This window comes from Kluyvera huaxiensis (assembly GCF_040149365.1).
GTDB classification, from domain to species: Bacteria; Pseudomonadota; Gammaproteobacteria; order Enterobacterales; family Enterobacteriaceae; genus Kluyvera; species Kluyvera intermedia_A.
Map to the genome: position 1 here is coordinate 18,744 of NZ_JBEFLV010000010.1, position 23,210 is coordinate 41,953.

Here is a 23,210-nt window from a genome sequence, read left to right on the forward strand (position 1 = left end):
CTTTACTCCATCTGGAAAGTCTCTTTGCTGCACAAAATTATCGCCTTCACCGCCATCAACTGGTGCCCAATAGGCAATACGTCACTCGAAGGGTAGCGAATTTGCTGACGCTGCTTCGCTTTTTCTGTTAACTCCAGCACCGTATTTTTCCAGGCTTCGGGATCAAACCAACGCGTCATCTGTGGCCATACATCGGTTCGCAGGTTCATATCTTCGTAGAGCACAGTCCCTTTTTTATCGTACGGTTTTTCCAAAACAGCGATAATCTTTTCATCAACTTCGCGACCATTAGCATCGAGCCAGAAGGTTTCCAGCCGCGGGGCAAAACGCTCATCTCCCTGACGTTGAGCTACCAGCTTATTATCGCCATCCAGGCTAGCGCTGCTTAACCATTGAAAATGGAAATAAAACTGTGGCGACGGGAGTTTAATCGTTTTCATCATGCGTAGGATCGCCATCGTCGTACCGCGAGGATCACTCTGCATAAGTTGCCAGACGGTATCCACGAAAGGTTGCCCGTAGCGGAGAGGATAAGTATTTTTGTGCAAACTAGCCTGGGTACGCGAGAGGGTCATGATTGCTGTAGAAGGAGGATAGCCCTCTGAAAAATCCAGTCCAAGCAAACAGTTGTCGATGAAAGTTTGCACATCAACGAGCGTGCGCCCCTTATATTCATCTCGTTCAAAGCGTAACCTGAACCCGGTTTTATCTTCCTCAATTTGTTGATTAAACTGGAGCGCTTTGGTGATCCATTGCAGCATGTCAAGCGCACGCTGTTCCGCATCATCTTCAGACTCCAGCAATGCCTCAGAAAATGCCTGTGAAGCAATGACCTCTTGCTCCATAGAAAGCAGGTTCTCCTGCTCAAACACTTTTTTACGCTCAACGGCTACGAACCCTTTTTCTCCCCCCAGGGCATCGATGGTAGTACTGATGACGGCAAGACCGCCCTCAAAATAACGCCGCCACATAGCCTCTATTTGCTCATCCAACACAAACTGCAGGCTGGCTACGCTTTGTCTGAACAGGTTAATGCCCTGATCTAAAAGCCTGGTCCACTCCGATGACAGGCCATCTCTTCCAGGCAGGATGACGAGGCTTTCTACCGGCTTGATGCCCCTTAAGTTGCCTGAGTAGCGGTTGAAGCGCCCAAGACGTTGCTCAAAACGGTTGAAATCGCGACTCAGGCTGTAATGAACGGCCAGACGATTTTTCCCATGAAGATTAAGGCCATCTTCCCCACGCCTGTCGCATATCAGCACCTGCCAGTGGTTGTTAAGCGCGTACTTATCCGGCGCGTGGCGGACGATTTTCCAAGTGGACTGTAGATCCAGCTTTGTGAAAAGATGAGCGGATTCCGCTTCTTCACTACAGAATATGACCGCTTTCCCTTCTTTGTGATTCGCAAACCATGCGTTAAGGGCGATCATCAATTGCTCGTCTTTTTGGCGTTGCTCTTGCTTCGCAATTGCCAGCGCTTGTTCAAGGTAATTTTGTTCATCTATGCTGGCGGGTCCCTGTTCCAGCGCTAAGCGTGCCCGACGTGAAAATGTCAGGGGACTGGTGAACAGCGCATCCACCCAATCGCTCAGATTCTCCGTGGTGATATGGCGATGCTTCTCAGGAGAATTTTTGGCACTAGAACGCCAGTCTTCAAGAAGTTCGTCTAAGGTGACATCTTCAGGCTTGACGGCCCAGTGCGCGATATTCAGCCCCGCTAACCCAGGGAAAAGCCAGGCAAGAGAAGGATCTTCGCGGCGGTTACGTAACAGTCGATGAAACAGACGGTAATGCTCACCTAACCAATTGCGAAGCGCCAAAATTTTCTCGCTACGCTCTTCGCCTTCTTCATCGGCGATAAAATCAACAAGCGGCCGCACCTCATCAATTAAACCCTGAAGTTCCTCATCATCAGGAAACTTTGCGGACAACTCCTCAAGACAGCTTTCGATAATCCCGTTGTCGTTTTCAGGCTGGAGCGCGGTATAGATCCCGCCAAGGCTCTCACGCTCTGCCACGCGTTGGATAAAATGCTCACAACCTGCCGGGTCCAGTGGCCAGGCTTCTTCATTGAGGCAATGCAACATCGCAAGAAAGTTCAGTTCGTTGCCATGCATCGGCGTCCCTGAGAGTAACAACACAATGCCCGTTTGATGGCAAAGTGTTGTCAAAGCGGTATATTGAGCGCGTTTAGCAACGTCTTCAGCCCAAGCGTGACGTGCGAGTTGGTGGGCTTCGTCCACCACAATCAACGTCGGCCCCCATGTTTGCATCAAGGAGTCGGTAATCTCATCATGGTTGCAAAGCCGGATTTGCCGCGTCCGCCCTCCTCCCATCATCACTTCACCTAATGCAAAGCGTCCGATCAACTCCTCACTCCACTGGCCTTTTAACGCTTGCGGCACGACTACCAAAACCCTGGCGTCGCGATTACATTCCAGAATATGCTCGCGGATGACCAGCCCCGCTTCGATGGTTTTGCCCAGTCCTACTTCGTCTGCCAACAGGTATTTGGGGTTTTGGTCCTGGAGAATTCGACGAACAACAGCAATCTGATGAGGCTCGACCTCAACGCGACTGCTGATCAACGAAGACATAGATCGGCATGCTGCACGCTGCTTAATCCACGCGCTGACAAATCGCTCGCGCAGAGGGTAAAAAAACGGAGCATCGTTTGAACGGGCAGCAAGAAAATGGGCTGGGTTCATTGCTAAGCCCTGCCCATAGTTGGGATAAAATATGTCTGCCAGATCCACAACGACATTCTGGCCAGAACGGATAATTATCAGATGCTTATTACCAGGCCTTGGTCCGCCATAGCGTCCGCGGCACCATAACCCACTTTCCGCCGATCGAAAGTAGACGGTACTTTCGTCATAAAGTTTTGCTGGCGCCAGCGTACAAATCTCTGCCATCTGGCGATTAACCTCTGATTCCAGAGGTGAAACAAACCATGCGATTTCAGCCTTTTCAGCTGAGTATAAACGCAGAATTTTAGCAATCCCACTAAATAACGGAGAAGTAACCAAGTCACCTTCTGATAATGTACCAGGTTGTGTAGTCATTGTATTTTTTCAGCCATGAAGGGAATCGTTGTTACGATCGGAAAAATAGCATTCCGTAATGAAAAAATAATACACGTGAAAGATAAGTTTGATCAATTCAAACAGACGATTGCCGCCAGCAAGAGGACTGAGAAGGTGTGATATAGTTCACATAACAAAAAAGACAATGAAATCAATCATACTTATGGATTGCAGCTCATGTTTTGAGATGAAAAATGAATACTATGCAGAAATAATCCCAACATGAGATTATTGCATTAACAATTAAAAAGCCCCCTATTAACAATAGAAGGCTTTTTATTTAACTTATGGATTAAATATCTGCATTTACGGTTTTCATATAGCTGGTTACTAAGTAATCAGTGACCAAAGATATATCTTTTGAAAGATTTTGCAGTTCATTCCATTTACGAATAACGGGCTGGCCATCAATGTCTGTTCCAAAGTTCCATACCCCGCTACTCCATGCGCAAAGCGGCTTAATTCGGTTTAACTCTTCGACAAAACGAGTATAGGAAGGGATCTCAGTCCAACCAGGTTCACCTTTATAGTCCTGATGTACATGATCGATTTCATCCATCAAGCTTCCAAGCGCAAGAATACCAACGCCATGTAACAAGCGGGAATAGCGAGGCTTTTTATCCCAGTCATCAGTAAACACGGTTTCCACAGCTGACCAGAAGTTGTTCAGCAGCTTCACCATCTTCCCTTCATCCCCCAACCCTGTCGCCGGATCACGGAAGCGATACAATGCTCCCTCACGAAGACTGGCATCAATCATTTTGATCATCGAGTTGTCAGCAATAACCCCATCAGGATTGGTCGCCGTTTTGATGCGCCCCGCAAGTGGACCTTCGCCGAAGTTCAGTCGTTGAGTCAGCAGTGAAGGAAACTTACGCATTTGCAGATCGGATGGCAGACGGCCGTGGGTATGCGGTGCCAGTTCGTATAACAACGTTTTGGGCAACGGTTTTGTGGAGTTAACCAGCATAAACTGTTCACGCTGTTCTTCTGCGTCATTAGCGATAAAAGCGGAGACCGGCATCATAAACGAGTCGATTTCCGCATCCCGCAAAGCAGCGGTACGTTGTTGACCATCCACAATAAACCCTGGCTTCTCAAAATCCTTATCTTCGGAGAAAGGTATCACCAGATGCCCCATGTCGCCATTATCTGTAAGCGGTTCAAAACGCACACGCTTATCAAAAGCGATAATCACCGGGTTTGGTATCATCGGATTTGCGCTCTCAATGTAGCGCTGAATTTCGCGAATATGGTTACGTACTTCTGGACGCTGATAACCAACCAAACTCTCTTCGCCGCGACGAATACGCGAAATCGCTGCAATTTTGCTGATCTGTTTACCTTCTATCGCAAGGCTATAGAGTTGCCTCTCCTCACCCTGTCGGATTCTCAGGGCGGGAACACGATATTCACTCATGACAGTTCCTCTGAGCGTAATGACAATGTGTGCTGTAAACGGTTGTACAACACCTGAATATTATGGAAACCGCGGCGACGGTTACGTTCTGCTCCGCGGAAAATGATGACGTTGATACCGATGGCCTGGCAAATATTGCACTGGCATTGTTTCCAAGGGCGTTCTCCCAGCGTGCGTTCATAATCCGCACGGATTTTGTCGGCCTCTTTTTCACCCGAATGCAGGCGTTCATAAGCCAGGACTGCATCAAGAGTCTTCTCAAGGGACAAAGCCCCTTTATCGTATTCGAACAGGGCATTCATGGCATCCTTTTCCAGATGCCGTGCAATATCCTGATCAATCACGCCAGATTTTATTTTGCGACTCAAACTTGGATTCGCATCAAACTGAGGGACACGCACAGCGGTATAGGCCGGGCCATCAAGCATATGGTAGTTATTTTTCCGATCTTTGAAAGCCTGCTGCAGAGGTGTAGTTGAGTCAATGCTGGTCACACCAAACTTGATAAAGTCGGCGAAACTCTCTGGACGGGCAATGCCAAGCAAGTGGACACGCGTATCACTTTTCAGCAACGGTTTAATCTCTTCGAGAGTCTCAAGGATCTGCGCCGTTTTCAACGGCACCATCCCCCCCATGGTGATATTTTTATATCCCATGGCCAGCAGAGCCTCTACAGACTGACGGTAGGAGGTTTTGCTCCATCCATGTGCAACGCCAAAGGCGGTGAAACAAGATCTTTGGGACTTGTTCAAAAACTCTTGAGCCAAGGTCAGCGTGATATCCTGGCGTCGGCGGCATTCAGCCAACACGTCACCACTGAATACTTCACCTGGCTTCTCATAGCCAAAGACGATGTGATCGAGAGAAACGCCATAGTTAAAGCGGGAAGTTTCGTAGAACTCAATTACCTCTTCCACACGGTATGGCGGGACGTCCTGGTTAACATAGGTGAAGGCTCCGCAATCACCCATAGTTTCCATATTTTCCGGCAGGCGGAAAAAGTGCTTCATTCCATTACGGAAGTAACGCAAACGCTGGGCACGAGTATATTTACTCTCACCACCGCCAAGACCATCTACTACAGCTTTAGAAACCAGCATACCATCGTAAGGATGAGGAAAAACCTCATGCGGATAATGATCGTCACGTTGACGCACGCGATGTTCGTTACGCGTTTCGCGGAAGAAGTCGAAACTGGGATCGATAAAATCCTGACTATCAGGGAAAAAATACTTTAGCTTCGACAACTTACTCTCCTGTGATGCCACTGCAAAGCCTCAAAAAACGGGGGATTCTACCATGAAACCCAGGCAAGTAGAATTAAGGTTTAGCTTCCATCAGGGCCTTAAACTCAGCCCGGAAACGTTTTTCCTCAAATGAATTTCCCGCGTCGCGAAACTCTCGCAACGCATGTGTTGCACTGATACCAGGTTTTTGTTGCATAAGCTTTAAAATGAAAGACTTAACTTCCGCTGGGCTGCGGCGAATTCCTTTTTTTACTTCACGCTCAGGTAACTCCTTGAGTTCTTCTACTAACTTTTGAGATAACTCATTTAAATCATTAAGTTGTTTTGACGTAAATTCCTTCACAATGTATTTTGCCACACTGATATTAAGCATGAGCATATTGCATCTTAACCACTGAGCCATATTTTGGTTGGTTTTGAAAAGATATGCAGTCAACCTGTCATTGATTTTTTTGGAAGTGATAATAAGCAGTTGTTTTTTTGCATCAACCAGATACTCAAGACCATTAATAATATCCAGTTCAATTGCATTAATATAATCTGGAGAACCACAGATAATATAATAGTCTTTTTTTCTTTTTTTCATTAACTCTACAATAGATGTAGGATGCTTAGATTTAAAAATAGACCTATTGGTTATTTCTTTCCACCATGTTCTATGAAAACTTTTCCCTACATATTCTTGAGAATATAATGGTATTGATTCATCATATCCAACAGCAAAGGTCGCTTTATACGGTACTACATTGTCTTTGTGGTGAAGGAGGCCCAAGCCAGCAGAAAGCACCCATAAATCAATAGGATAATCATTTAAAATCACTTTAGCCGTCGCCCAGTGCCCACCTTTATAAAGATCCTCTACACATACTGTTGCAGATGTAGATATAGCTTCATTCAGAGCATTACACCAAGAATTTACGAGCACACTTGAAGAAATTCGGCCTGATGAAAATTGACTCAGGCTCAATATATCTCCGCAACCGAAGTGTTTTCCATTTGTACATGTAGTTATTAAGTTGATGTTGCTCACAATCGCCCCCCCCGAATCGTGTTACACAAGCTACAGTAGAAAAAGGGGGATGACAAGAACGGAGTTATCTGTCCCTGAAAATTTTTTCAGGGACAGATGTTAGTGGGGAATATACTCGAAATACTCATCTTGAGAATGAGAACATCTGTGGCATCGTCTCAAAATGCCTTTTTCCTCAAGCGATAAACAAAAGCTTCGACATGACTCAAGAAGGACGTCAGGGCTTTCATTTTTATCTTTAGAAATCAACGCTCTAGCAAGAGTGTCATAACTAAAACCTCCAGTTGAGTGCGATACAATGCTCATCGCAAGTTGGGCATCGAAAGTTTTCATAGTGCACCTCAGAGTCGCCTGAATAATACAGTTATAAAAAAGTATTGATTATAGTTCAAGCCGGCTTTTCAAATTCACGCATAGCAAGCGCCAGGAATTATACTATTTACCAAAATCATAAGGGCTAACTTCCCTTGCCCGATTCGCATCCAAAAAATCAGCCCACCACTGCAGCATCAGTCGCCGCTCATCAAGATGCTCAGCCTTATGAATGTAAGCAGCACGTACTGAGTTACGTTCCATATGGCTCATTTGCCGTTCCACTGCGTCCCTTGACCACAATCCAGATTCGATCAATGAACTACAAGCCATTGTCCTGAAACCATGTCCGCAAACCTCTACCTTCGTGTCATAACCCATAACGCGCAGGGCCTTGTTCACCGTGTTTTCACTCATAGGTTTGCGATGGTCGTGATCGCCAATGAAAACAAAATCGCGATCGCCACTAAGTTTGTGAACGTGTTTAAGGATTGCTAACGCTTGTTGAGATAGCGGCACCAGATGAGGCGTACGCATTTTTGAGCCACGCTGGGAGTATTTTACCCCTTCAATAGTTTCTCGCTCAGCTGGAATCGTCCACATTGATGTTTCAAAATCGATCTCAGACCACCGAGCAAAGCGCAATTCGCTGGAACGAATAAAGATCAATAACGTAAGTTCGACGGCCAAACGAGTCATAGGGCGACCTGTGTAACCATCAATTCTGCGGAGTAGTTCTGATAAGCGTTTCAGCTCAAGCGCTGGACGATGGACACGATTACTTGAAGCTACAGCCCCAGCCATTTCCTGGGCCGGATTGTAATCAATCAACCCACTTTGCACGGCGTACCGCATGATGGCTGTGGTTCGCTGCTGAAGGCGAGAAGCAACTTCAAAGCGGCCTGTTGCTTCGACAACTTTAATAGGTGCAAGCAGATCGCGAGTCTTCAGCTCTTCAATGCTACGCTTGCCAATAGTTGGAAACAGATTATCTTCTAGGCTCTTCAGCACCCGTCGGCTGTGTTCCTCAGACCATTTCTTGTTAGTTGCATGCCACTCTCGGGCAACAGACTCAAAGGTAATAGCCTCTTTCGCCTGTTCTTCTTTCACAGCACGTTTATGCTCGCGAGGATCGATTCCAGCAGCAACAAGCCTCCTTGCCTCTTCCCTCTTCTGCCTCGCATCGGCTAATGATGTTTCAGGATAAACACCAAATGCGATCAAGTGCTGCTTACCACCAAAGCGAAAGCGGAACCGCCAGTATTTTGAGCCGTTAGGATGAACCAGCAAAAACATGCCATCCCCATCGACAAGGGTGTACTCCTTTTCCTGCGGTTTTGCAGAACGCACTTTGATATCTGTCAGAGCCATAAAAGTTCTCCTTCCATGTGCCGCTGTGAGTATACAACCATTATCGAACCAGCATATATACTCGGTTCTATACTCACAAGCGACTTGATGTGGGTTGACTCAGATTGACTTCTGTTGAAAGGAAAATCGCGGAAAGCCTTGTGTGGCGCTGATTTCAGGCACAAAAAAAGACGTCCGTTGACGTCTATTGATGTTCCGATGGTGCCGAAGGCCGGACTCGAACCTAAGTCTCTATAACCTGCTGTAATCACGTTCCTGTTAGCTGTTAAGAGAGCAATCGTAGGACCTTTTTGTTCTAGGGGCTACATATTAAGTTTGATCCGCTGGACGGAATCAAACCGAGTGTTCGTGGCGGCATAAAACATCAACGTGCCATACCTGCCTTTTAATGTTTCTGGAGGTCTGCCGAGTCGGGAGGAAAGAACATTTGTCAGCTATGTGGACGTTGAATAAACGCCACTGCGTTCGGATTTTGAAACCAGTTAGACCCCGGCAGACCTTGTTCAGAATAACTATTTAACTCAATGTTATTTATATGAATTAAGCCATTCAGAGCCAAAGCGAAACGCCACCGTAACGCCTACGTAACGCACCCGCATTTTGCTGTTTTATTCACTCTTATAGAAACAAAGGGCTGATGAAACATAAGACTATCAGCATCTAATGAATACTGTTCATCCATACAGCATGAAAATTCATAAACTTACACTTGAGCTACTTTCTCAGTTTGTCCCACCGAACCGCTGATACGATACCCCAGTTGCCGCTAGGATTAGGCCTACGCCATTTTGCTGTCTCCATGCTACGAAGATACTCAAGAGCTTCAGCAAACGTGCCAAAACGCTTCTGAGCCGCTTTATCACCTACGCCAAACGAACCATCACGGGTGCTCGCCAAACCGGGGTGAAAACAGGAACCATCGGCTGCGTATGGAACCAACAGTTCCGAGTCGTTATCTTCAGATGGGCCAGGCGCTAACAACTGCCACGGCTCAACGCTCAGAGCGTTAGCCAGCACCTCAATCGCATCCAGAGACGCATTAGAGCCACCACGTTCAATTCTGCTCATATAACTACGTGCAAACCCGCACCGATCGGCAAAGGCCTCCTGGCTCAATCCGGTGGCAATGCGCAGTTCTTTTACCCGCTCGCCAAACTGTATTCTCAGGGATTTTTTCATGCACTGAATGTGCAATTTTGACCACTGTAAGGCCACGCTCCATATGAGACATTTTGAATCCAATCTCACGTCAACGAGCTTAGTCACTCGCATTCATCGCATGTATCATGACAATCCTTATTTTTTCAATAAAAACACTAATAGTGACATTTAAAACCCAACAAGTATGATGATCATCATCGGTTGGGCGTCACCAGCGTTTGCTATCAGGCGCGATGTGGTTTGGAAAGTGAGGGAATCATGACAGGAGTAGACTTTTTATTACCGATTGCAGCGGGAGCCGCGATTAGCTGGGCCAGTTATAGTGTAGTTGCCCATGCTGTATCAAAGCAGCACATCAGCATGCTACGCGCAACTGTATGGGGGGCTCTGGGCAGTCTCTCATTGGTGCTGGGTGTATGCGCCTTTTCTGCTGTAGGTGCTGAGCATCAGACAGCACGAAAAGATATCGTATGTGCAGATGACAACCCGGAATGCTATGCGAAAACGCACCACAACCCGGTCAGGGAGTGCAAGCAGGTAATGGACAAGAAAGCGACGTTTCGCCATGTGTGGCAGGAAAGTGAAGCGCAGCCGGTATTCAACACCTATCTCTGGCATGACGAGAACAAACGAACTATTCAAATGTTCGGACAACAGGCTAAGGCAATTAATAGCCTGGAGATGCTAACACCACTTCAATATTTCTGTATTTTTAACGCCAGCACCGGGGAAGTCATCGCGGCTTCGTTTGAGTGAAATGAAGCGGGGAAAGTAAGTTTCCCCGCCTTCAAATAGGTAAAGCAGAATTACTTGTTCTTCAATGATTCAAAAAGAGTCCATCCTTTATGAGTAACTTCGAATTGAACGCCTTTATAATCCCGAGAAGATATTAATTCATTGGATTTCAATTCATCTAAAGCAGATTTCCATTTAGCAACCTCTCTAGCATTTCCTCCACCGAGACTTTGGCCGCCAACATGAATATCTGTTCCATCCAGATGCTCTAATATTAATATCCCACCGCTTTCGTCCTCGCATGCCATCTTCAAGACGAAAATTGCATCTTCAGATAGAAGCATCTTAGGAGATTCTTGTTTTAAATTATCAGTTCCTTCTGAACGATAAGAGTTTATGATATTTTTCAGATATGAATTATTTGTGAGTGTCAGCGTTAATTGTTTATATAATTTATGTTTAAAATCAGTTGACTCATTAAAGGTCTCAATCAAGCCTTGTTGCATGCATTCTTGTTTGAATGCTTTTAGGGCATCATATTGCCCCATATCCACGGTATCAAGCACTACGGGTTTAGATGAAAAATATATCATTGCAGGTTTGCCCGCGTCTAAATGCTTGTGAATTTCTTCAACAGTCCCACTTGCTTCATCACCTGTCGGAGAGCCAAGTCGTGTCCAGAAAGCACCAATCAATAGATCGCAATCAACTAGCAGTCTCTGATTAATTAACTCCTGAGGTCTCATGCCAAGCTCCGGTGATGTGTGGGTTTCCCACCCAACAGGAATTAGCATAACTTTCGAGAGGGCAGAATTAATATCATTCCATTCGTGGATTACTTCCCGGATAATTCTTCTTTCTTCAGTAACATCACCAGGGGATGCGATCATTACAGGGATAACCGTTGCTGTGTAAGCCATAAACTCTCCATATTCAATCGACAATAGCCGCTATAGTCGCTCTGGAAACGCCATATTCGCGCGCTAACGCGCTGACACTGGTTCCGCTATTCTTTTTCGCTACAATCGCTCCACGAGCTTCTGGTGCAATTTTAGAGGGTCTTCCCAACTTCCTGCCTTCAGCTTTAGCCCGCGTTAACCCCGCCTGAGTGCGCTCAATCAGCAAATCTCGCTCCATCTCAGCTACAGCCGCCAGCATTGACAATAACAGCTTCCCGGCAGCGGAGGTGAGATCAGTGTTCCCAAGCTGGTGGACTATCACCCTGATGCCGCGATCAGATAGCACCCGGACCGTTTGAAGCACATCAATAGCATCACGCCCCAAACGGTCAAGTTTGGCTACAACCAGCGTTTCATCGTCCCTAATTTTGCCCAGCAACTCTGAGAATGCTTTGCGCTGCATAGCAGGGGTTTTCCCGCTAACGACATCAGTAAACCAAAAGTCAAACGTCCAACCAGCTTGCTCAAGCTCCAACCTCTGGTTCTCCGTATCTTGCTGAGCGGTAGAGACACGCCCGTAGCCGAAAATCGCCATTCTCAACACCTCTCAATACCTGTCAGAAAACGGTGTCAACAATAGGACGCCTGCCAACAATTGCCAAGGCTAATTTTTCAACATCCCAGAAGATACCTGCGAAGGGGTGTCGGAAAACGGTCGTTTGTTGGCGCTTAAAACGGATAAAGACATGTTAGGCTGAAACCATCACTTCATAAGGACAACCGAAATGATTAAAGACGCGATTTTTTCACCGTGCGGTCAATATCGCTACTCGTTATCACGAGTCTGGGACGAATCAAAACCATATGCCCTTTTCATAGGGCTAAACCCTTCATACGCCGATGCTGAGAAGGATGATCGCACCTTGAGCCGCTGCATATCGTTTGCCAAAAGCTGGGGCTAAGGTGGCGTATACATGGCCAACCTGTTCGCATTCGTTCACACCCAGCGACATGAAATGATGAAAGCGTCTGATCCCATTGGCAAAGATAACGATAGCCACTTGATACGTCTTGTTAGCGGTGCCGGACTGGTTGTCGCCGCATGGGGAAATGAAGGAAGACACCTCAAACGCTCAACGACCGTCCGACAGCTATTGCCAGAGAGCACAATGTGCTTCGTCTTAAACGCTACAGGTGAGCCGAAGCACCCTTTGTATATGAAAAACGACAGTGTTCTCATACCTTTAGGTTAACATCGATAACTGCGTTCAGAATATGAACGCAGCCATATGATATATATGACTTTTCTTTAAAATGATGGTGTGCTAGCTTCTCTCCTGACACCTACCTCATGCGGTAAACCGGTCCGGGTAGGTGGAGATCACCGCTGTTTAGCGGAAGACGTCAGGATGGGAACTCTGCGTAACGTTGATTGTGGTAGGTAGGGCGCGCAAGCGTTTGATGCAGCCAAGCAGAGGGTGAAAGTAGCTATCGGCGGATTCTTGAGTAGCTTCTTTTGCGCATAATGCATCTTTCAAGAAAGGTCGTCACACCACGAGGAAGACTTGATCTTCATCTGGCAAGGGGAACCGAGCAACCTACAGGCTATCTTCTCAGATGGCCTTAGGGTTGATATGTCCGGCTTCCCCCCCGAGGAAGGGTTTACATCTTAAAGAACAAGTTATGTTTTAACATTTTTAACAATTACACTTCTCTGCTGTTTGGTGTCTTATGGCGTTGCCGTCAAAAGTAAACCTGCCGTTTTTACCTCTCCTGCGTAACAACCAAATAGAACCAGAAGCTGCTAACGTTCAACGTGTTCGCGGTGTAAATGCAGCCAGATAAGTTGGGAGCGAAAAAGTGGATGCCCTAGGTTTGGAAGCGCCCCTCTTAAGCATTGCATCCGAAAATTTCCGTGGCGGTGAGACAGTCCTTATAGAGGCAATCAGCCTCCAAAGTTAAGCGACGCGGTAAAGCTAAAGCTCGCCCAGATTTCTCATTGATTGCTTGAACTCCGCTACGTTTGTTCCATCTGGCTTCGCCAGCCACTCTATGAGAGCGCCGCGAATTCTGCACCATGATTTCGACTACCTTCTTTAAAACACTCGCCAGAGAGCCTTACAGCGCGTTTGAACCGTATATCGCAGCTTCTGCTTACGGATGACTGTCTGATTAGCAGTAGCTTCATGGCCCAGTCCGGTTTACTTTATTGCTATCAACAAGGGAGCCGTCCAGAGGCGACGCGGAGATAATGCTTTGAGAACCGTCGAGATACTGCAATACACCTTGCACAAAGGCATCGGAACTGCTTTTCACACCATTATGCAGGACATCAGCGTGCCCCTACACCAACGCCACGGGATCGATGTTGTTTCGTTTGGTAACTCTCTGCATGACCCGGACTGCTATTACCTGATTCGCGCCTTTGACAGCGCTGAAAGCATGGCTGCGGTTCTCAATGCTTTTTACGCAAGCGATGACTGGCGCAGCGGCCCGCGCGAAGACATCATTGGCAACATAGAGGCCAGCATTAAAACAGTGATGAATCTACCATCAGAAAGCGTAGAAGGGCTGCGGGTGCAATCGTAGGTCATCAAGTTTCACCAAACGCGTTTTGAGCGTCTCCAAATTCAGCACTATGAAATCCACCACCCTTAATAAAAAACGCGCCAGGAAGCGTCCCAGCGCATTCAAGCATCACTCAACTGAATAGTAACTGATTCAACCTGTTTGTTTGCCACGCTTTCTTCGCAACGCATCTCTGACAGCATCCAGCCCGTCAGGAATGTTGAATTCCGCTATATCAGGTAACGAAAAATCAATTTTCTCCACGACTTCAATCATATGAATTGGTTTGAGGTCTTTGCTATATCGCACTTCCGTTTCAGTTTCGCCGCGCACATGCCCAAGTAGCTGCGCTCGTAATTCTGAGCTAACGCCCTTCTCCTTGAGCAAAGTCGAAACTGAGTGGCGAAAAGAATGGAAAGATTTGCTTCTGTTCCTCTCGAGTTTCAACCGCCCCGCAAGCAACGATTCATTGAACCATGCGGAAACTGGCCTACCATAGCCTTTTGTTTTATGTGGTTTAAGCTCCGGGAAGAGACGGGTATACCCTGCATCTTTTAAGGCGTTCACGTAGTCGATGAAACCGAGACTAATCAGCTTTGAATGGAGCGGAATCTTGCGGCGAGCATTAGCGTTTTTGAGTTTCTTTCCGCTTTCATTATCGCTTTCAAGGTTCAAATAATAGACGCCGTCGTCTGCCAGAACATCACTCAGCAGTAACTGAGCGATTTCATTAACTCGCGCCCCCGTCATCAAGCCCAGCAAAGGTGCCCAATAGTTAAACGGGCAATATTGATGGAATCGCCCTTGCGCATTGCGTTCAACAGTTCCAGCCTCAAACCACGGTAACGAAAAAATCGCTTTAATTTCATGCGGTTCAAATATGTCAGTATGATCCTGATCTCGCTCATCTTTATCATCGGCTGGAAAAAAGTTTTCGCATGGCGATTTCAGTAGCTTACCGTCAGCAACAGCCCACTTCATTGCACCATAAATGCCGTTGATATACTTCCTAACGGATTCCTCAGTCATCAATTTATCGCCGCATTCTGCCGCTTTGGCGATTAACTGATCCAGCGTTTTCACTCCATATTTAGCTTTGACTAAATTACGGTTTGCTGGGATCGTGCGCAGTTTGCTCTCATAAGCCCGGAGGAAATCGCGATCAAAATCTTCCAACTGAATGTCACCCATCGCTTCGATCATAAAGCTGAAATAGTTACGGATATCACTTATAGCCGACTCCGATACCTTGCCCTTGCGCCGATGCTTTAGATATTCAGAGCATAACCACGACAGGTTCTTAGTGTAATACTTTCGATTAACATACTCGTTATCGATAGTAGGGGCAGGAGCGGCAAGAGGCACGGTAGGATGAACGCTAGCGACTGGAGGCGTGGTCTTAGCCAGCCAATCAAGCCTTAGGCTTTCTGCATGGACTTTATTGATCAAAAGCGTATCGGGTTTAATTACCGGCCAACCGGAGGTGAAAAACCAACCGCCTTTAGCATCGCTTCCGGCAGTTTTGAACACCGAAGCTTCTGAATAACCGTCGCTAATAATGTTACGTAAATGTGCTGGTTGCGCAGTGAGTTGCAGATAGCCTTTAGCAACCCCCTCGATACCCTTCTCTTCGCCATAATTAAGAACGTAACTGCCATCAAGCGGGTCTAGCTCAGCCTCAGAGAGCGCTGCAACATAAAAGCCAGCCTGCCCCGTCGCCAGCCAGAATACGGGCAGATTACGGTTCATCACCGCCTGTATTAATTGCGCAACAGGCAACTCAACTGACTGAGCAAAGTTAGAAAGCGAGATCATACCCTCACCAGCAAGCAGCGGGGCGCAGTCACTTAAAGTTCGATAATCCAATTGTTCATACTCTTGTAAGGTCTGATACCAGACCGCCAACAGGAGCGCGGACTTCTGCTTTGCTTCATGAAGATCGTGAGTGCCTGTTGAAGTGTGAATCTCACACTGTCCTGCGTATCGACGAAAACGTTGGGGAACGCTAATGCGGACAACATAAATGCCGCTGGTTCGACGATAGAGTTTATATCGCTGAGACATCGCCTCGTATACCCTTTTGTAAGAGGGGCTACGCGATTTCAAGCAAAATTATGGATTAAATTGTTTTAAAACAACGACTTAGATAAGACTTGGTGCCGAAGGCCGGACTCGAACCGGCACGTATTTCTACGGTTGATTTTGAATCAACTGCGTCTACCGATTTCGCCACTCCGGCACGGAAAGGTATGCGGAAAACGTTGTGGATTATACCTGCCGCGCGCTGCCATGCAAGCACCAGCATGCACCAAACACGCTAAGTGTCGAAAAAAACAGCATCTTTCTATCATCACCACCTCGCCGTCATAATCCCCCCTTCCGCCAAGCGCTAGCCCCTCGCATGCTCTACACTCTCAGTTCAACACCACACGAAAGAGATACACGATGTCCATAATAAAAAGCTACGCCGCTAAAAATGCTGGAGCGGAACTGGAAGTTTGGGAATACGACGCGGGCGAACTGCTGCCGGAAGACGTTGAGGTGAAGGTGGATTACTGCGGGATCTGCCACTCGGATCTGTCGATGATCGATAACGAATGGGGCTTCTCGCAATATCCGCTGGTTGCCGGCCACGAGGTGATTGGCCACGTGGTAGCACTGGGTAGTGCTGCGCAGAGTAAAGGGCTGAAGATTGGCCAACGCGTAGGCATTGGCTGGACGGCGCGAAGCTGCGGTCACTGCGATGCTTGTATCGATGGCAACCAAATTAACTGTACCGAAGGTTCAGTACCAACCATCCTCAACCACGGCGGCTTTGCTGATAAGCTTCGCGCCGACTGGCAATGGGTGATCCCACTGCCAGACAACATTGATATCGAAACCGCAGGCCCAATGCTGTGCGGTGGGATTACGGTGTTTAAACCGCTGCTGATGCATCACGTCACCGCCACCAGCCGCGTAGGGGTGATTGGGATTGGTGGGCTTGGACATATTGCCATCAAGCTGCTGCGCGCGATGGGTGCAGAAGTGACGGCGTTCAGTTCAAATCCGTCGAAAGAGCAGGAAGTGCGGGCGATGGGCGCAGATCACGTGGTAAATAGCCGCTCACCGGAAGCGCTGAAAGAGCTCGCCGGTCAGTTTGATCTGATCATCAACACCGTCAACGTTGACCTGAACTGGCAGCCGTACTTCGAAGCTCTGGCTTCGGGCGGTAACTTCCACACCGTGGGTGCCGTGCTGACACCGCTGCCGGTACCGGCGTTTACGCTGATTGGCGGCGACCGCAGCATCTCCGGCTCTGCGACTGGGAACCCGTTTGAACTGCGCAAACTGATGAAGTTTGCTGGCCGCAGCAAGGTCACGCCAATTACCGAGCTGTTCCCGATGTCAAAAATTAACGATGCCATCCAGCACGTGCGTGACGGCAAAGCCCGCTACCGCGTAGTCCTGAAAGCCGACTTCTGATGTTTTACCGGCGGCGCGCTGCCGCCGGTTCTCTCCTAACGTTCATCTTTGCCTAACGCCGCAAACACCTCTGCCACCGCTACGGCTCCCGGGTCCGGCACGCCGTTCAGGTTATCGCTGCTAACGTAAGAGGCGCGTCCAGCTTTCGCCTGCTGCATGGTCGCCGTACTCTCCGCACCGCGCTGGGCGGCGAGAATCGCCTCGTCCAGTCCGCTATCACGCAGCGCTTCCAGTGCGGGCTGCAGTGCGTCAATTAACGTTCTGTCACCCACCTGCGCCCCACCGTAAAACTTCATCTGTTTTAAACCAGCCAACAGCGCATTCGGCAGCGATTCACCCTGCGATAGCGCCTGTCCCACAGCGGTAAAGAACAGTGACATCAGCACGCCGCTGGAGCCGCCCATCACGGTCGCCAGGCGCTCGCCAACAAACTGCAACAGCTGCGCCTGATCGTTCAGCGGCAGCGCATGGCGCGCAAGCTGAGTGGCGATATCCTGCGCCCCCAGCGCGAAGGTCGAGCCGGTATCACCGTCGCCCACTTTCGCATCCAGCGCGTTCAAACGCTCTTCAAGGCCGAGCAGCGTCTGGGTGGCGCGCTCTACCACGTCATGCACCTGCGCGTTCTCCGATGGCTGAACGTCCAGCGCGTCGTGTACTTTGGCATGTTGCAGCGTTTTAAGCGGCCCAAAGGCGGTTGCTTTCACCCAACCAACGGTTTCTACTTCAGCCAACAGCGCCTGTTCGCTGGCGTCGTTCAGCATAAGTAAAGAGAGTGAAAAGCCCTTCATATCCAGCGAACTGACCAGCGTGGCGGGGCCAATCAGATAAGCAATCTGTTCACGCAATGCCGAGTGCGCTAGCTCTTTGGTCAGCAGCGCCATCTCAAGCTCGGATACGCCGCCCAGGTTGTTAATCAGTACCGCCACGCGCGAATCGCCCACCGAGGCTTTAAGCGTCTGCGCCAGCGTGTCTACCAGCGCCTTGCTGTTATGGCTGTTGACCGTCGATGCCCCGGGTTCGCCGTGGATCCCCAGCCCAAGCTCAACCTGGCCTGGTTTAATACGCCCTTCAGCTTCATGGCCTGGCAGATTGCAGGTCTCCATCGCTAGCCCCAGGCTGAATACGCTGTCGCAGGCGCGCTGCGCTATCGCGTGTACTTCACTGAGCGATTTACCCTGCTCTGCCGCGTATCCGGCAATCTTATGTACGAATGCCGTACCGGCGATGCCGCGAGGCTGCTTGTTTTCCGGCAACGCGATGTCGTCAGCGACAATCACCATTTCAACTTTTAAACCATAACGCTTGGCCTTCTCGGCAGCGAGGCCGAAGTTCAGGCGGTCGCCGGTGTAGTTTTTAACAACCAGCAGGCAGCCGCGATCGCCGGTGACGGCGACAATCGCATTGAGCACCGCATCCACGCTGGGCGACGCGAAAACATCGCCGCAGACGGCGGCAGTGAGCATGCCTTTACCAACAAAGCCCGCATGCGCCGGTTCATGGCCGGAGCCACCGCCGGAGATAATCGCCACTCGGCTTTTATCCCAGTCACTACGCGCCACGATGCGGATAGCCGGATCGACCTCCAGTCGCAGCAAATTACCGTGAGGTGCGGACAACACTAAACCTTCAATCGCATCATCGACCAGCTGTTTTCGATCGTTTAAAAAGAATCTGGACATAACCTTCCAAAAAAAAGCAAACCGTATGCAAAGCATAGTCCGCACTGGATATTGCGCCGCAAAATGGACAATTTGCCGCACCGCAATGTCATTGTTTTGCCTATACTCGACGCAGAGAAAATGGAGGATTACCCATGAGCGCACCTTTGCTGATTGCACGTACCCAGGACACACAGCTGGTTTTACTTCCCGGCATGGCCAACCGTCACGGACTTATAACCGGTGCCACGGGGACAGGGAAAACCGTCACCTTACAAAAGCTAGCTGAGTCGTTTTCCGAGATTGGCGTGCCGGTATTTATGGCGGATGTGAAAGGTGACCTGACCGGTATTGCGAAGGAAGGCCAGGCCTCCGAGAAACTGCTGGCGCGGCTGAATAAAATCGGCGTAACCGACTGGGAACCGCATGCGAACCCGGTGGTGCTGTGGGATATCTTTGGTGAGAAGGGCCATCCGGTGCGCGCCACCGTCTCAGATCTTGGCCCGCTGCTGCTGGCGCGCCTGCTGAACCTTAATGAGGTGCAGTCCGGCGTACTCAACATCATCTTTCGTATCGCCGACGACCAGGGTCTGTTGCTGCTGGATTTTAAAGACCTGCGCGCCATTACTCAGTACATCGGTGATAACGGCAAATCGTTCCAGAACCAGTACGGTAATATCAGCAGCGCCTCCGTTGGGGCGATTCAGCGCGGGCTGCTGACGCTGGAGCAGCAAGGAGCTGAGCACTTCTTCGGCGAGCCGATGCTCGATATCAAAGACTGGATGCGCGTCGACAGCAATGGCAAAGGCGTTATCAATATTCTTAGCGCCGAGAAGCTCTATCAGATGCCTAAACTTTACGCAGCCAGCCTGCTGTGGATGCTCTCCGAGCTTTACGAGCAGTTGCCGGAAGCGGGCGATTTGGAAAAACCGAAGCTGGTGTTCTTCTTCGACGAAGCGCACCTATTGTTTAACGACGCACCTCAGGTGCTGCTGGATAAAATCGAGCAGGTGATCCGTCTGATTCGTTCCAAAGCCGTCGGCGTCTACTTTGTCTCACAGAACCCGGCGGATATTCCCGATGCCGTGTTGGGGCAGTTGGGAAATCGCGTACAGCACGCGCTACGCGCCTTCACGCCAAAGGATCAGAAAGCGGTGAAAACCGCGGCGCAGACCATGCGAGCTAATCCGGCATTTAGCACCGAACAGGCGATTCAGGAGCTGGGTACCGGTGAGGCGCTAATCTCGTTCCTTGATGAGAAAGGCAGCCCGTCGGTTGTTGAGCGGGCGATGGTGATTGCCCCTGATTCACGGATGGGGCCTGTGACTGACGATGAGCGCAACGGTCTTATCAATAGCTCGCCGCTGTACGGCAAATATGAGGATGAAGTCGACCGGGAGTCGGCGTTTGAGATGCTGAAAAAAGGTGTGCAGAACAGCGCGGGTCAGGCCGATTCACCACCTACTAAAGGCGAGCAGAGCGACGATGGTGGCCTGCTGGGGAGTTTGAAGGATATTGTCTTTGGCACAACCGGGCCGCGCGGCGGCAAGCATGATGGTCTGGTGCAAACCGCAGCGAAAAGCGCCGTACGTCAGGTCACGAATCAGATCGTGCGCGGCATGCTGGGAAGCCTGCTCGGTGGTAGACGCCGCTAGCACCTCATCGCTCGTTTACCGGATGGCGGCGTGAACGCCTTATCCGGCCGACATAAGCCTGTACGCACGTTGATCCGTAGCCCGGGCAAGCGAGAGCGCCCTCGGGAATCACACAGCCCGACAGCAAGTTTCAGGCACAAAAAAACCGGCGTCGCGAAGCGAGGCCGGTTTTTAACATCATGCATTGCGACTAGCTTTTTCGCATCATCAGCCAGAGGCTTATCAGGAAGAAGCTGGCGCTTGGCAACAGCGCACCGATGATCGGCGGAATGCCGTACACCAGCGTCAGCGGGCCAAAGATCTGGTCGAGAACGTAGAACACGAAGCCAAAGCTGATCCCCGTCACCACGCGCACACCCATTGCCACGCTACGCAGCGGCCCGAAGATAAACGACAGCGCCATCAGCATCATTACCGCCACGGACAGCGGCTGGAAGACCTTGCTCCACATATTGAGCTGGTAGCGACCGGAATCCTGACCACTGGCTTTCAGGTACTTCACGTAGTTATGCAGGCCGCTGATAGACAGCGCATCCGGGTCCAGAGCCACCACGCCCAGCTTGTCCGGCGTGAGGGTGGTTTTCCAGGTGCCGCTTACCGTCTGCGTACCGGTAATTTGTTTCGGGTCGCTCAAGTTGGACTCGTCCACCTGCGACAGACGCCACACCTTCTGCTCGGTATCAAACTTAGCACTGGCAGCATAACGAACTGACTGTAAACGGCGCTCATCATTAAACGCGTAGATACTCACGCCGCCCAGCTCATCGCTGCCTTTGAGGCGTTCGATATAGACAAAGCTGTGGCCATCTTTCGCCCACATCCCTTGCTGGGTAGAAAGCAGCGAGCCGCCGTACATCTGCTGGGCACGGTAGTTACGCGCCATCTGCTCGCCCTGCGGTGCCACCCACTCGCCCATTGCCATGGTCAGCAGTACCAGAGGAATAGCCGTTTTCATCACCGCTAGCGCTACCTGCATACGGGTAAAACCGGATGCCTGCATCACTACCAGTTCGCTGCGCTGAGCCAGCATGCCCAGCCCCAGCAGAGCGCCCAGCAGTGCGGCCATCGGGAAGAAGATTTGCACATCTTTTGGCGCGCTGAGAATGGTATATAAACCCGCACCCAAGGCGTCATAACTCCCCTGCCCGGCCTTTTTCAGCTGATCGACAAACTTGATAATACCGGAGAGCGATACCAGCATGAACAACGTCATCATGATGGTGGTGAAAATGGTCTTGCCGATATAGCGGTCAAGTACACCAAATGGCTGCATTATACCGCTCCTCTATGCATCAAACGGGCGCGGATACGGCGCATTGGGATGGTATCCCACAGGTTCAACGCCACGGCCAGTGCAAAGTAGGCCACGTTTACCGTCCACATCCAGAGACCCGGGTCAATTTTGCCTTTGCCCGCATTAGACTTCAGCGAGGTTTGCAGCAAGAAGAACACCAGGTAAAGCAGCATGGCGGGCAGCATCGACAGCACGCGCCCCTGACGCGGGTTCACCACGCTCAGCGGGACAACCATCAACGCCATAATGAAGACCGTCGCCACCAACGTGAATCGCCAGTGCAGCTCGGCACGGGCGCGATTGGTATCGGTTTTCCACAGCGTGCTCATGCTCATCTGTTCGGTATCGGTAGGATCCGATGCCACCGCCTGATGGCCGATAACAGCCTTGTAGTTTTTGAAATCGGTAATGCGGAAATCGCGCAGCAAGGCGGTACCTTCAAAGCGGGTCCCCTGATTCAAGGTCACGACCTGAGAGCCATCTTTGAGCTGGGAAAGTTGACCGGAATCCGCGACAACTACCGATGGGCGCGCGCTACCTTTCGGGCGAAGCTGCGCCAGGAAGACATCATGGAAACTCGCACCTTTTACGCCTTCAATAAACAGCACCGCATTACCATCACTGGACTGCTGGAACTGCCCCTGCGCCAGTGCCGCCATACCCGGGTTGGCCTTGGCCTCTGACAGGACTTCATCCTGATGCCGGGACGACCACGGCCCCGCCCACATCACGTTCACTGCAGCGACCGCACCGGTAAACAGCGCCAGTACCATCGCCGCTTTAATCAGTACCGCTTTACTCAGGCCACACGCATGCATGACCGTAATTTCACTTTCGGTATACAGTTTGCCCAGCGTCATCAATAGACCCAGGAACAGACTCAGCGGTAGGATAAGCTGCGCCATTTCAGGCACGCCGAGTCCCAGCAAAGAGAGCACCAGGTTTGTCGGGATATCACCATCAACCGCTGCGCCCAGAATCCTCACCAGTTTCTGACAAAAGAAGATCAGAAGCAGGATGAAGAGGATGGCAAGCTGGCTTTTTAGCGTCTCCCGCACCAGATATCGTATGATTATCACTATAAATACGCCCGTAAAAACCCGTCTTATTGCAGGAAAATAGCTTGTTTCATGGCTTAAACGTCATTTATTCTCTTGAGTCGTCGAAAACATCGCTAAGATTAAATGACTCAGCGGTTTCACGTTTCAGGAAATGTTCTGACGCGCCAACACCGTAATAACGTTAAGATTAACACGAAGTCACCGCAACAGCGGAAATGAGTTACGTAAGCTTGCAATTCTATCCGTAG

Annotated in this window: 16 protein-coding genes, 1 tRNA gene and 1 pseudogene; 5 read left to right on the plus strand and 13 right to left on the minus strand. The window is 49.7% G+C overall.

Annotated features, from left to right (window positions below; all coding sequences use genetic code 11):
* Positions 1-2: 2 nt before the first annotated feature.
* From dpdE to ABOC97_RS12060, 6 genes are all read right to left on the minus strand, one after another.
* Positions 3-3,065 (minus strand): protein DpdE, encoded by a 3,063-nt coding sequence (dpdE, locus tag ABOC97_RS12035; protein WP_077762940.1) that lies wholly within the window; start codon positions 3,063-3,065, stop codon positions 3-5.
* A gap of 313 nt (positions 3,066-3,378) precedes the next feature.
* On the minus strand, positions 3,379-4,506 hold the full coding sequence (dbpB, locus tag ABOC97_RS12040) for a DGQHR domain-containing protein DpdB (RefSeq protein ID WP_032175787.1): 1,128 nt from the start codon (positions 4,504-4,506) through the stop codon (positions 3,379-3,381).
* Positions 4,503-5,753, minus strand: coding sequence for a tRNA-guanine transglycosylase DpdA (dpdA, locus tag ABOC97_RS12045; RefSeq protein ID WP_032175786.1), 1,251 nt, complete (start codon positions 5,751-5,753; stop codon positions 4,503-4,505). Before dpdA ends, dbpB begins: the two co-directional genes overlap by 4 nt.
* Before the next feature lie 73 nt (positions 5,754-5,826).
* Entirely contained in the window at positions 5,827-6,678 is an 852-nt protein-coding gene (locus ABOC97_RS12050) for a hypothetical protein (RefSeq protein ID WP_349598102.1), read from the minus strand.
* A 540-nt stretch (positions 6,679-7,218) separates the two neighbouring features.
* Positions 7,219-8,466 (minus strand): tyrosine-type recombinase/integrase, encoded by a 1,248-nt coding sequence (locus tag ABOC97_RS12055; RefSeq protein ID WP_248180117.1) that lies wholly within the window; start codon positions 8,464-8,466, stop codon positions 7,219-7,221.
* 714 nt (positions 8,467-9,180) lie between these two features.
* Positions 9,181-9,645 (minus strand): helix-turn-helix domain-containing protein, encoded by a 465-nt coding sequence (locus ABOC97_RS12060; RefSeq protein WP_000749342.1) that lies wholly within the window; start codon positions 9,643-9,645, stop codon positions 9,181-9,183.
* Between the two features lie 240 nt (positions 9,646-9,885).
* On the opposite strand from ABOC97_RS12060, the gene ABOC97_RS12065 reads away from it, so the two are divergent.
* Positions 9,886-10,383, plus strand: a complete 498-nt coding sequence (locus ABOC97_RS12065) for a hypothetical protein (RefSeq protein WP_349597790.1) — start codon at positions 9,886-9,888, stop codon at positions 10,381-10,383.
* A 50-nt stretch (positions 10,384-10,433) separates the two neighbouring features.
* Here ABOC97_RS12065 and ABOC97_RS12070 read toward each other — a convergent pair whose 3' ends face one another.
* Together ABOC97_RS12070 and ABOC97_RS12075 are read right to left on the minus strand one after the other, a co-directional pair.
* Positions 10,434-11,282: a hypothetical protein gene (locus ABOC97_RS12070; RefSeq protein WP_000331919.1), complete on the minus strand. Its 849-nt coding sequence runs from the start codon at positions 11,280-11,282 to the stop codon at positions 10,434-10,436.
* A 13-nt stretch (positions 11,283-11,295) separates the two neighbouring features.
* The gene (locus ABOC97_RS12075; protein WP_001395248.1) at positions 11,296-11,856 is read right to left on the minus strand and encodes a recombinase family protein; all 561 of its coding nucleotides are present in this window, start codon (positions 11,854-11,856) and stop codon (positions 11,296-11,298) included.
* 190 nt (positions 11,857-12,046) lie between these two features.
* Between ABOC97_RS12075 and ABOC97_RS12080 the strand changes: the two are divergent.
* Both ABOC97_RS12080 and ABOC97_RS12085 read left to right on the plus strand, forming a co-directional pair.
* Positions 12,047-12,514, plus strand: a pseudogene (locus ABOC97_RS12080) (DUF1643 domain-containing protein).
* Between the two features lie 1,003 nt (positions 12,515-13,517).
* Positions 13,518-13,850: an NIPSNAP family protein gene (locus ABOC97_RS12085; RefSeq protein WP_024223757.1), complete on the plus strand. Its 333-nt coding sequence runs from the start codon at positions 13,518-13,520 to the stop codon at positions 13,848-13,850.
* A 132-nt stretch (positions 13,851-13,982) separates the two neighbouring features.
* Here the strand turns inward: ABOC97_RS12085 and ABOC97_RS12090 are convergent, their stop codons facing one another.
* A complete protein-coding gene (locus tag ABOC97_RS12090) occupies positions 13,983-15,893 on the minus strand; it encodes a site-specific integrase (protein ID WP_000083145.1) in 1,911 nt (636 codons plus the stop codon).
* 90 nt (positions 15,894-15,983) lie between these two features.
* Positions 15,984-16,068: transfer RNA gene (locus ABOC97_RS12095), tRNA-Leu, on the minus strand.
* Positions 16,069-16,274: 206 nt separating this feature from the next.
* Between ABOC97_RS12095 and ahr the strand changes: the two genes are divergently transcribed.
* Positions 16,275-17,294, plus strand: a complete 1,020-nt coding sequence (gene ahr, locus ABOC97_RS12100) for an NADPH-dependent aldehyde reductase Ahr (RefSeq protein ID WP_349597795.1) — start codon at positions 16,275-16,277, stop codon at positions 17,292-17,294.
* Between the two features lie 35 nt (positions 17,295-17,329).
* Here ahr and ABOC97_RS12105 read toward each other — a convergent pair whose 3' ends face one another.
* Complete coding sequence (locus tag ABOC97_RS12105; protein WP_349597798.1) at positions 17,330-18,973, minus strand: dihydroxyacetone kinase subunit DhaK; 1,644 nt, start codon at positions 18,971-18,973, stop codon at positions 17,330-17,332.
* A 134-nt stretch (positions 18,974-19,107) separates the two neighbouring features.
* Between ABOC97_RS12105 and ABOC97_RS12110 the strand changes: the two genes are divergently transcribed.
* Entirely contained in the window at positions 19,108-20,607 is a 1,500-nt protein-coding gene (locus tag ABOC97_RS12110; protein ID WP_349597801.1) for a helicase HerA-like C-terminal domain-containing protein, read from the plus strand.
* Between the two features lie 190 nt (positions 20,608-20,797).
* Here the strand turns inward: ABOC97_RS12110 and lptG are convergent, their stop codons facing one another.
* Both lptG and lptF read right to left on the minus strand, forming a co-directional pair.
* Positions 20,798-21,880, minus strand: coding sequence for an LPS export ABC transporter permease LptG (gene lptG / locus ABOC97_RS12115; protein ID WP_234503164.1), 1,083 nt, complete (start codon positions 21,878-21,880; stop codon positions 20,798-20,800).
* The gene (lptF, locus tag ABOC97_RS12120) at positions 21,880-22,980 is read right to left on the minus strand and encodes an LPS export ABC transporter permease LptF (protein ID WP_349597805.1); all 1,101 of its coding nucleotides are present in this window, start codon (positions 22,978-22,980) and stop codon (positions 21,880-21,882) included. Before lptF ends, lptG begins: the two co-directional genes overlap by 1 nt.
* Positions 22,981-23,210 lie beyond the last annotated feature (230 nt).

Excerpts from the sequence above, each read along its gene's own strand:
- dpdE (WP_077762940.1), bottom strand. The coding sequence starts at position 3,065 with ATGACTACACAACCTGGTACATTATCAGAAGGTGACTTGGTTACTTCT.
- dbpB (WP_032175787.1), bottom strand. The coding sequence starts at position 4,506 with ATGAGTGAATATCGTGTTCCCGCCCTGAGAATCCGACAGGGTGAGGAG.
- ABOC97_RS12055 (WP_248180117.1), bottom strand. The coding sequence starts at position 8,466 with ATGGCTCTGACAGATATCAAAGTGCGTTCTGCAAAACCGCAGGAAAAG.
- ABOC97_RS12060 (WP_000749342.1), bottom strand. The coding sequence starts at position 9,645 with ATGAAAAAATCCCTGAGAATACAGTTTGGCGAGCGGGTAAAAGAACTG.
- ABOC97_RS12065 (WP_349597790.1), top strand. The coding sequence starts at position 9,886 with ATGACAGGAGTAGACTTTTTATTACCGATTGCAGCGGGAGCCGCGATT.
- ABOC97_RS12070 (WP_000331919.1), bottom strand. The coding sequence starts at position 11,282 with ATGGCTTACACAGCAACGGTTATCCCTGTAATGATCGCATCCCCTGGT.
- ABOC97_RS12075 (WP_001395248.1), bottom strand. The coding sequence starts at position 11,856 with ATGGCGATTTTCGGCTACGGGCGTGTCTCTACCGCTCAGCAAGATACG.
- ABOC97_RS12090 (WP_000083145.1), bottom strand. The coding sequence starts at position 15,893 with ATGTCTCAGCGATATAAACTCTATCGTCGAACCAGCGGCATTTATGTT.
- ahr (WP_349597795.1), top strand. The coding sequence starts at position 16,275 with ATGTCCATAATAAAAAGCTACGCCGCTAAAAATGCTGGAGCGGAACTG.
- ABOC97_RS12105 (WP_349597798.1), bottom strand. The coding sequence starts at position 18,973 with ATGTCCAGATTCTTTTTAAACGATCGAAAACAGCTGGTCGATGATGCG.
- ABOC97_RS12110 (WP_349597801.1), top strand. The coding sequence starts at position 19,108 with ATGAGCGCACCTTTGCTGATTGCACGTACCCAGGACACACAGCTGGTT.
- lptG (WP_234503164.1), bottom strand. The coding sequence starts at position 21,880 with ATGCAGCCATTTGGTGTACTTGACCGCTATATCGGCAAGACCATTTTC.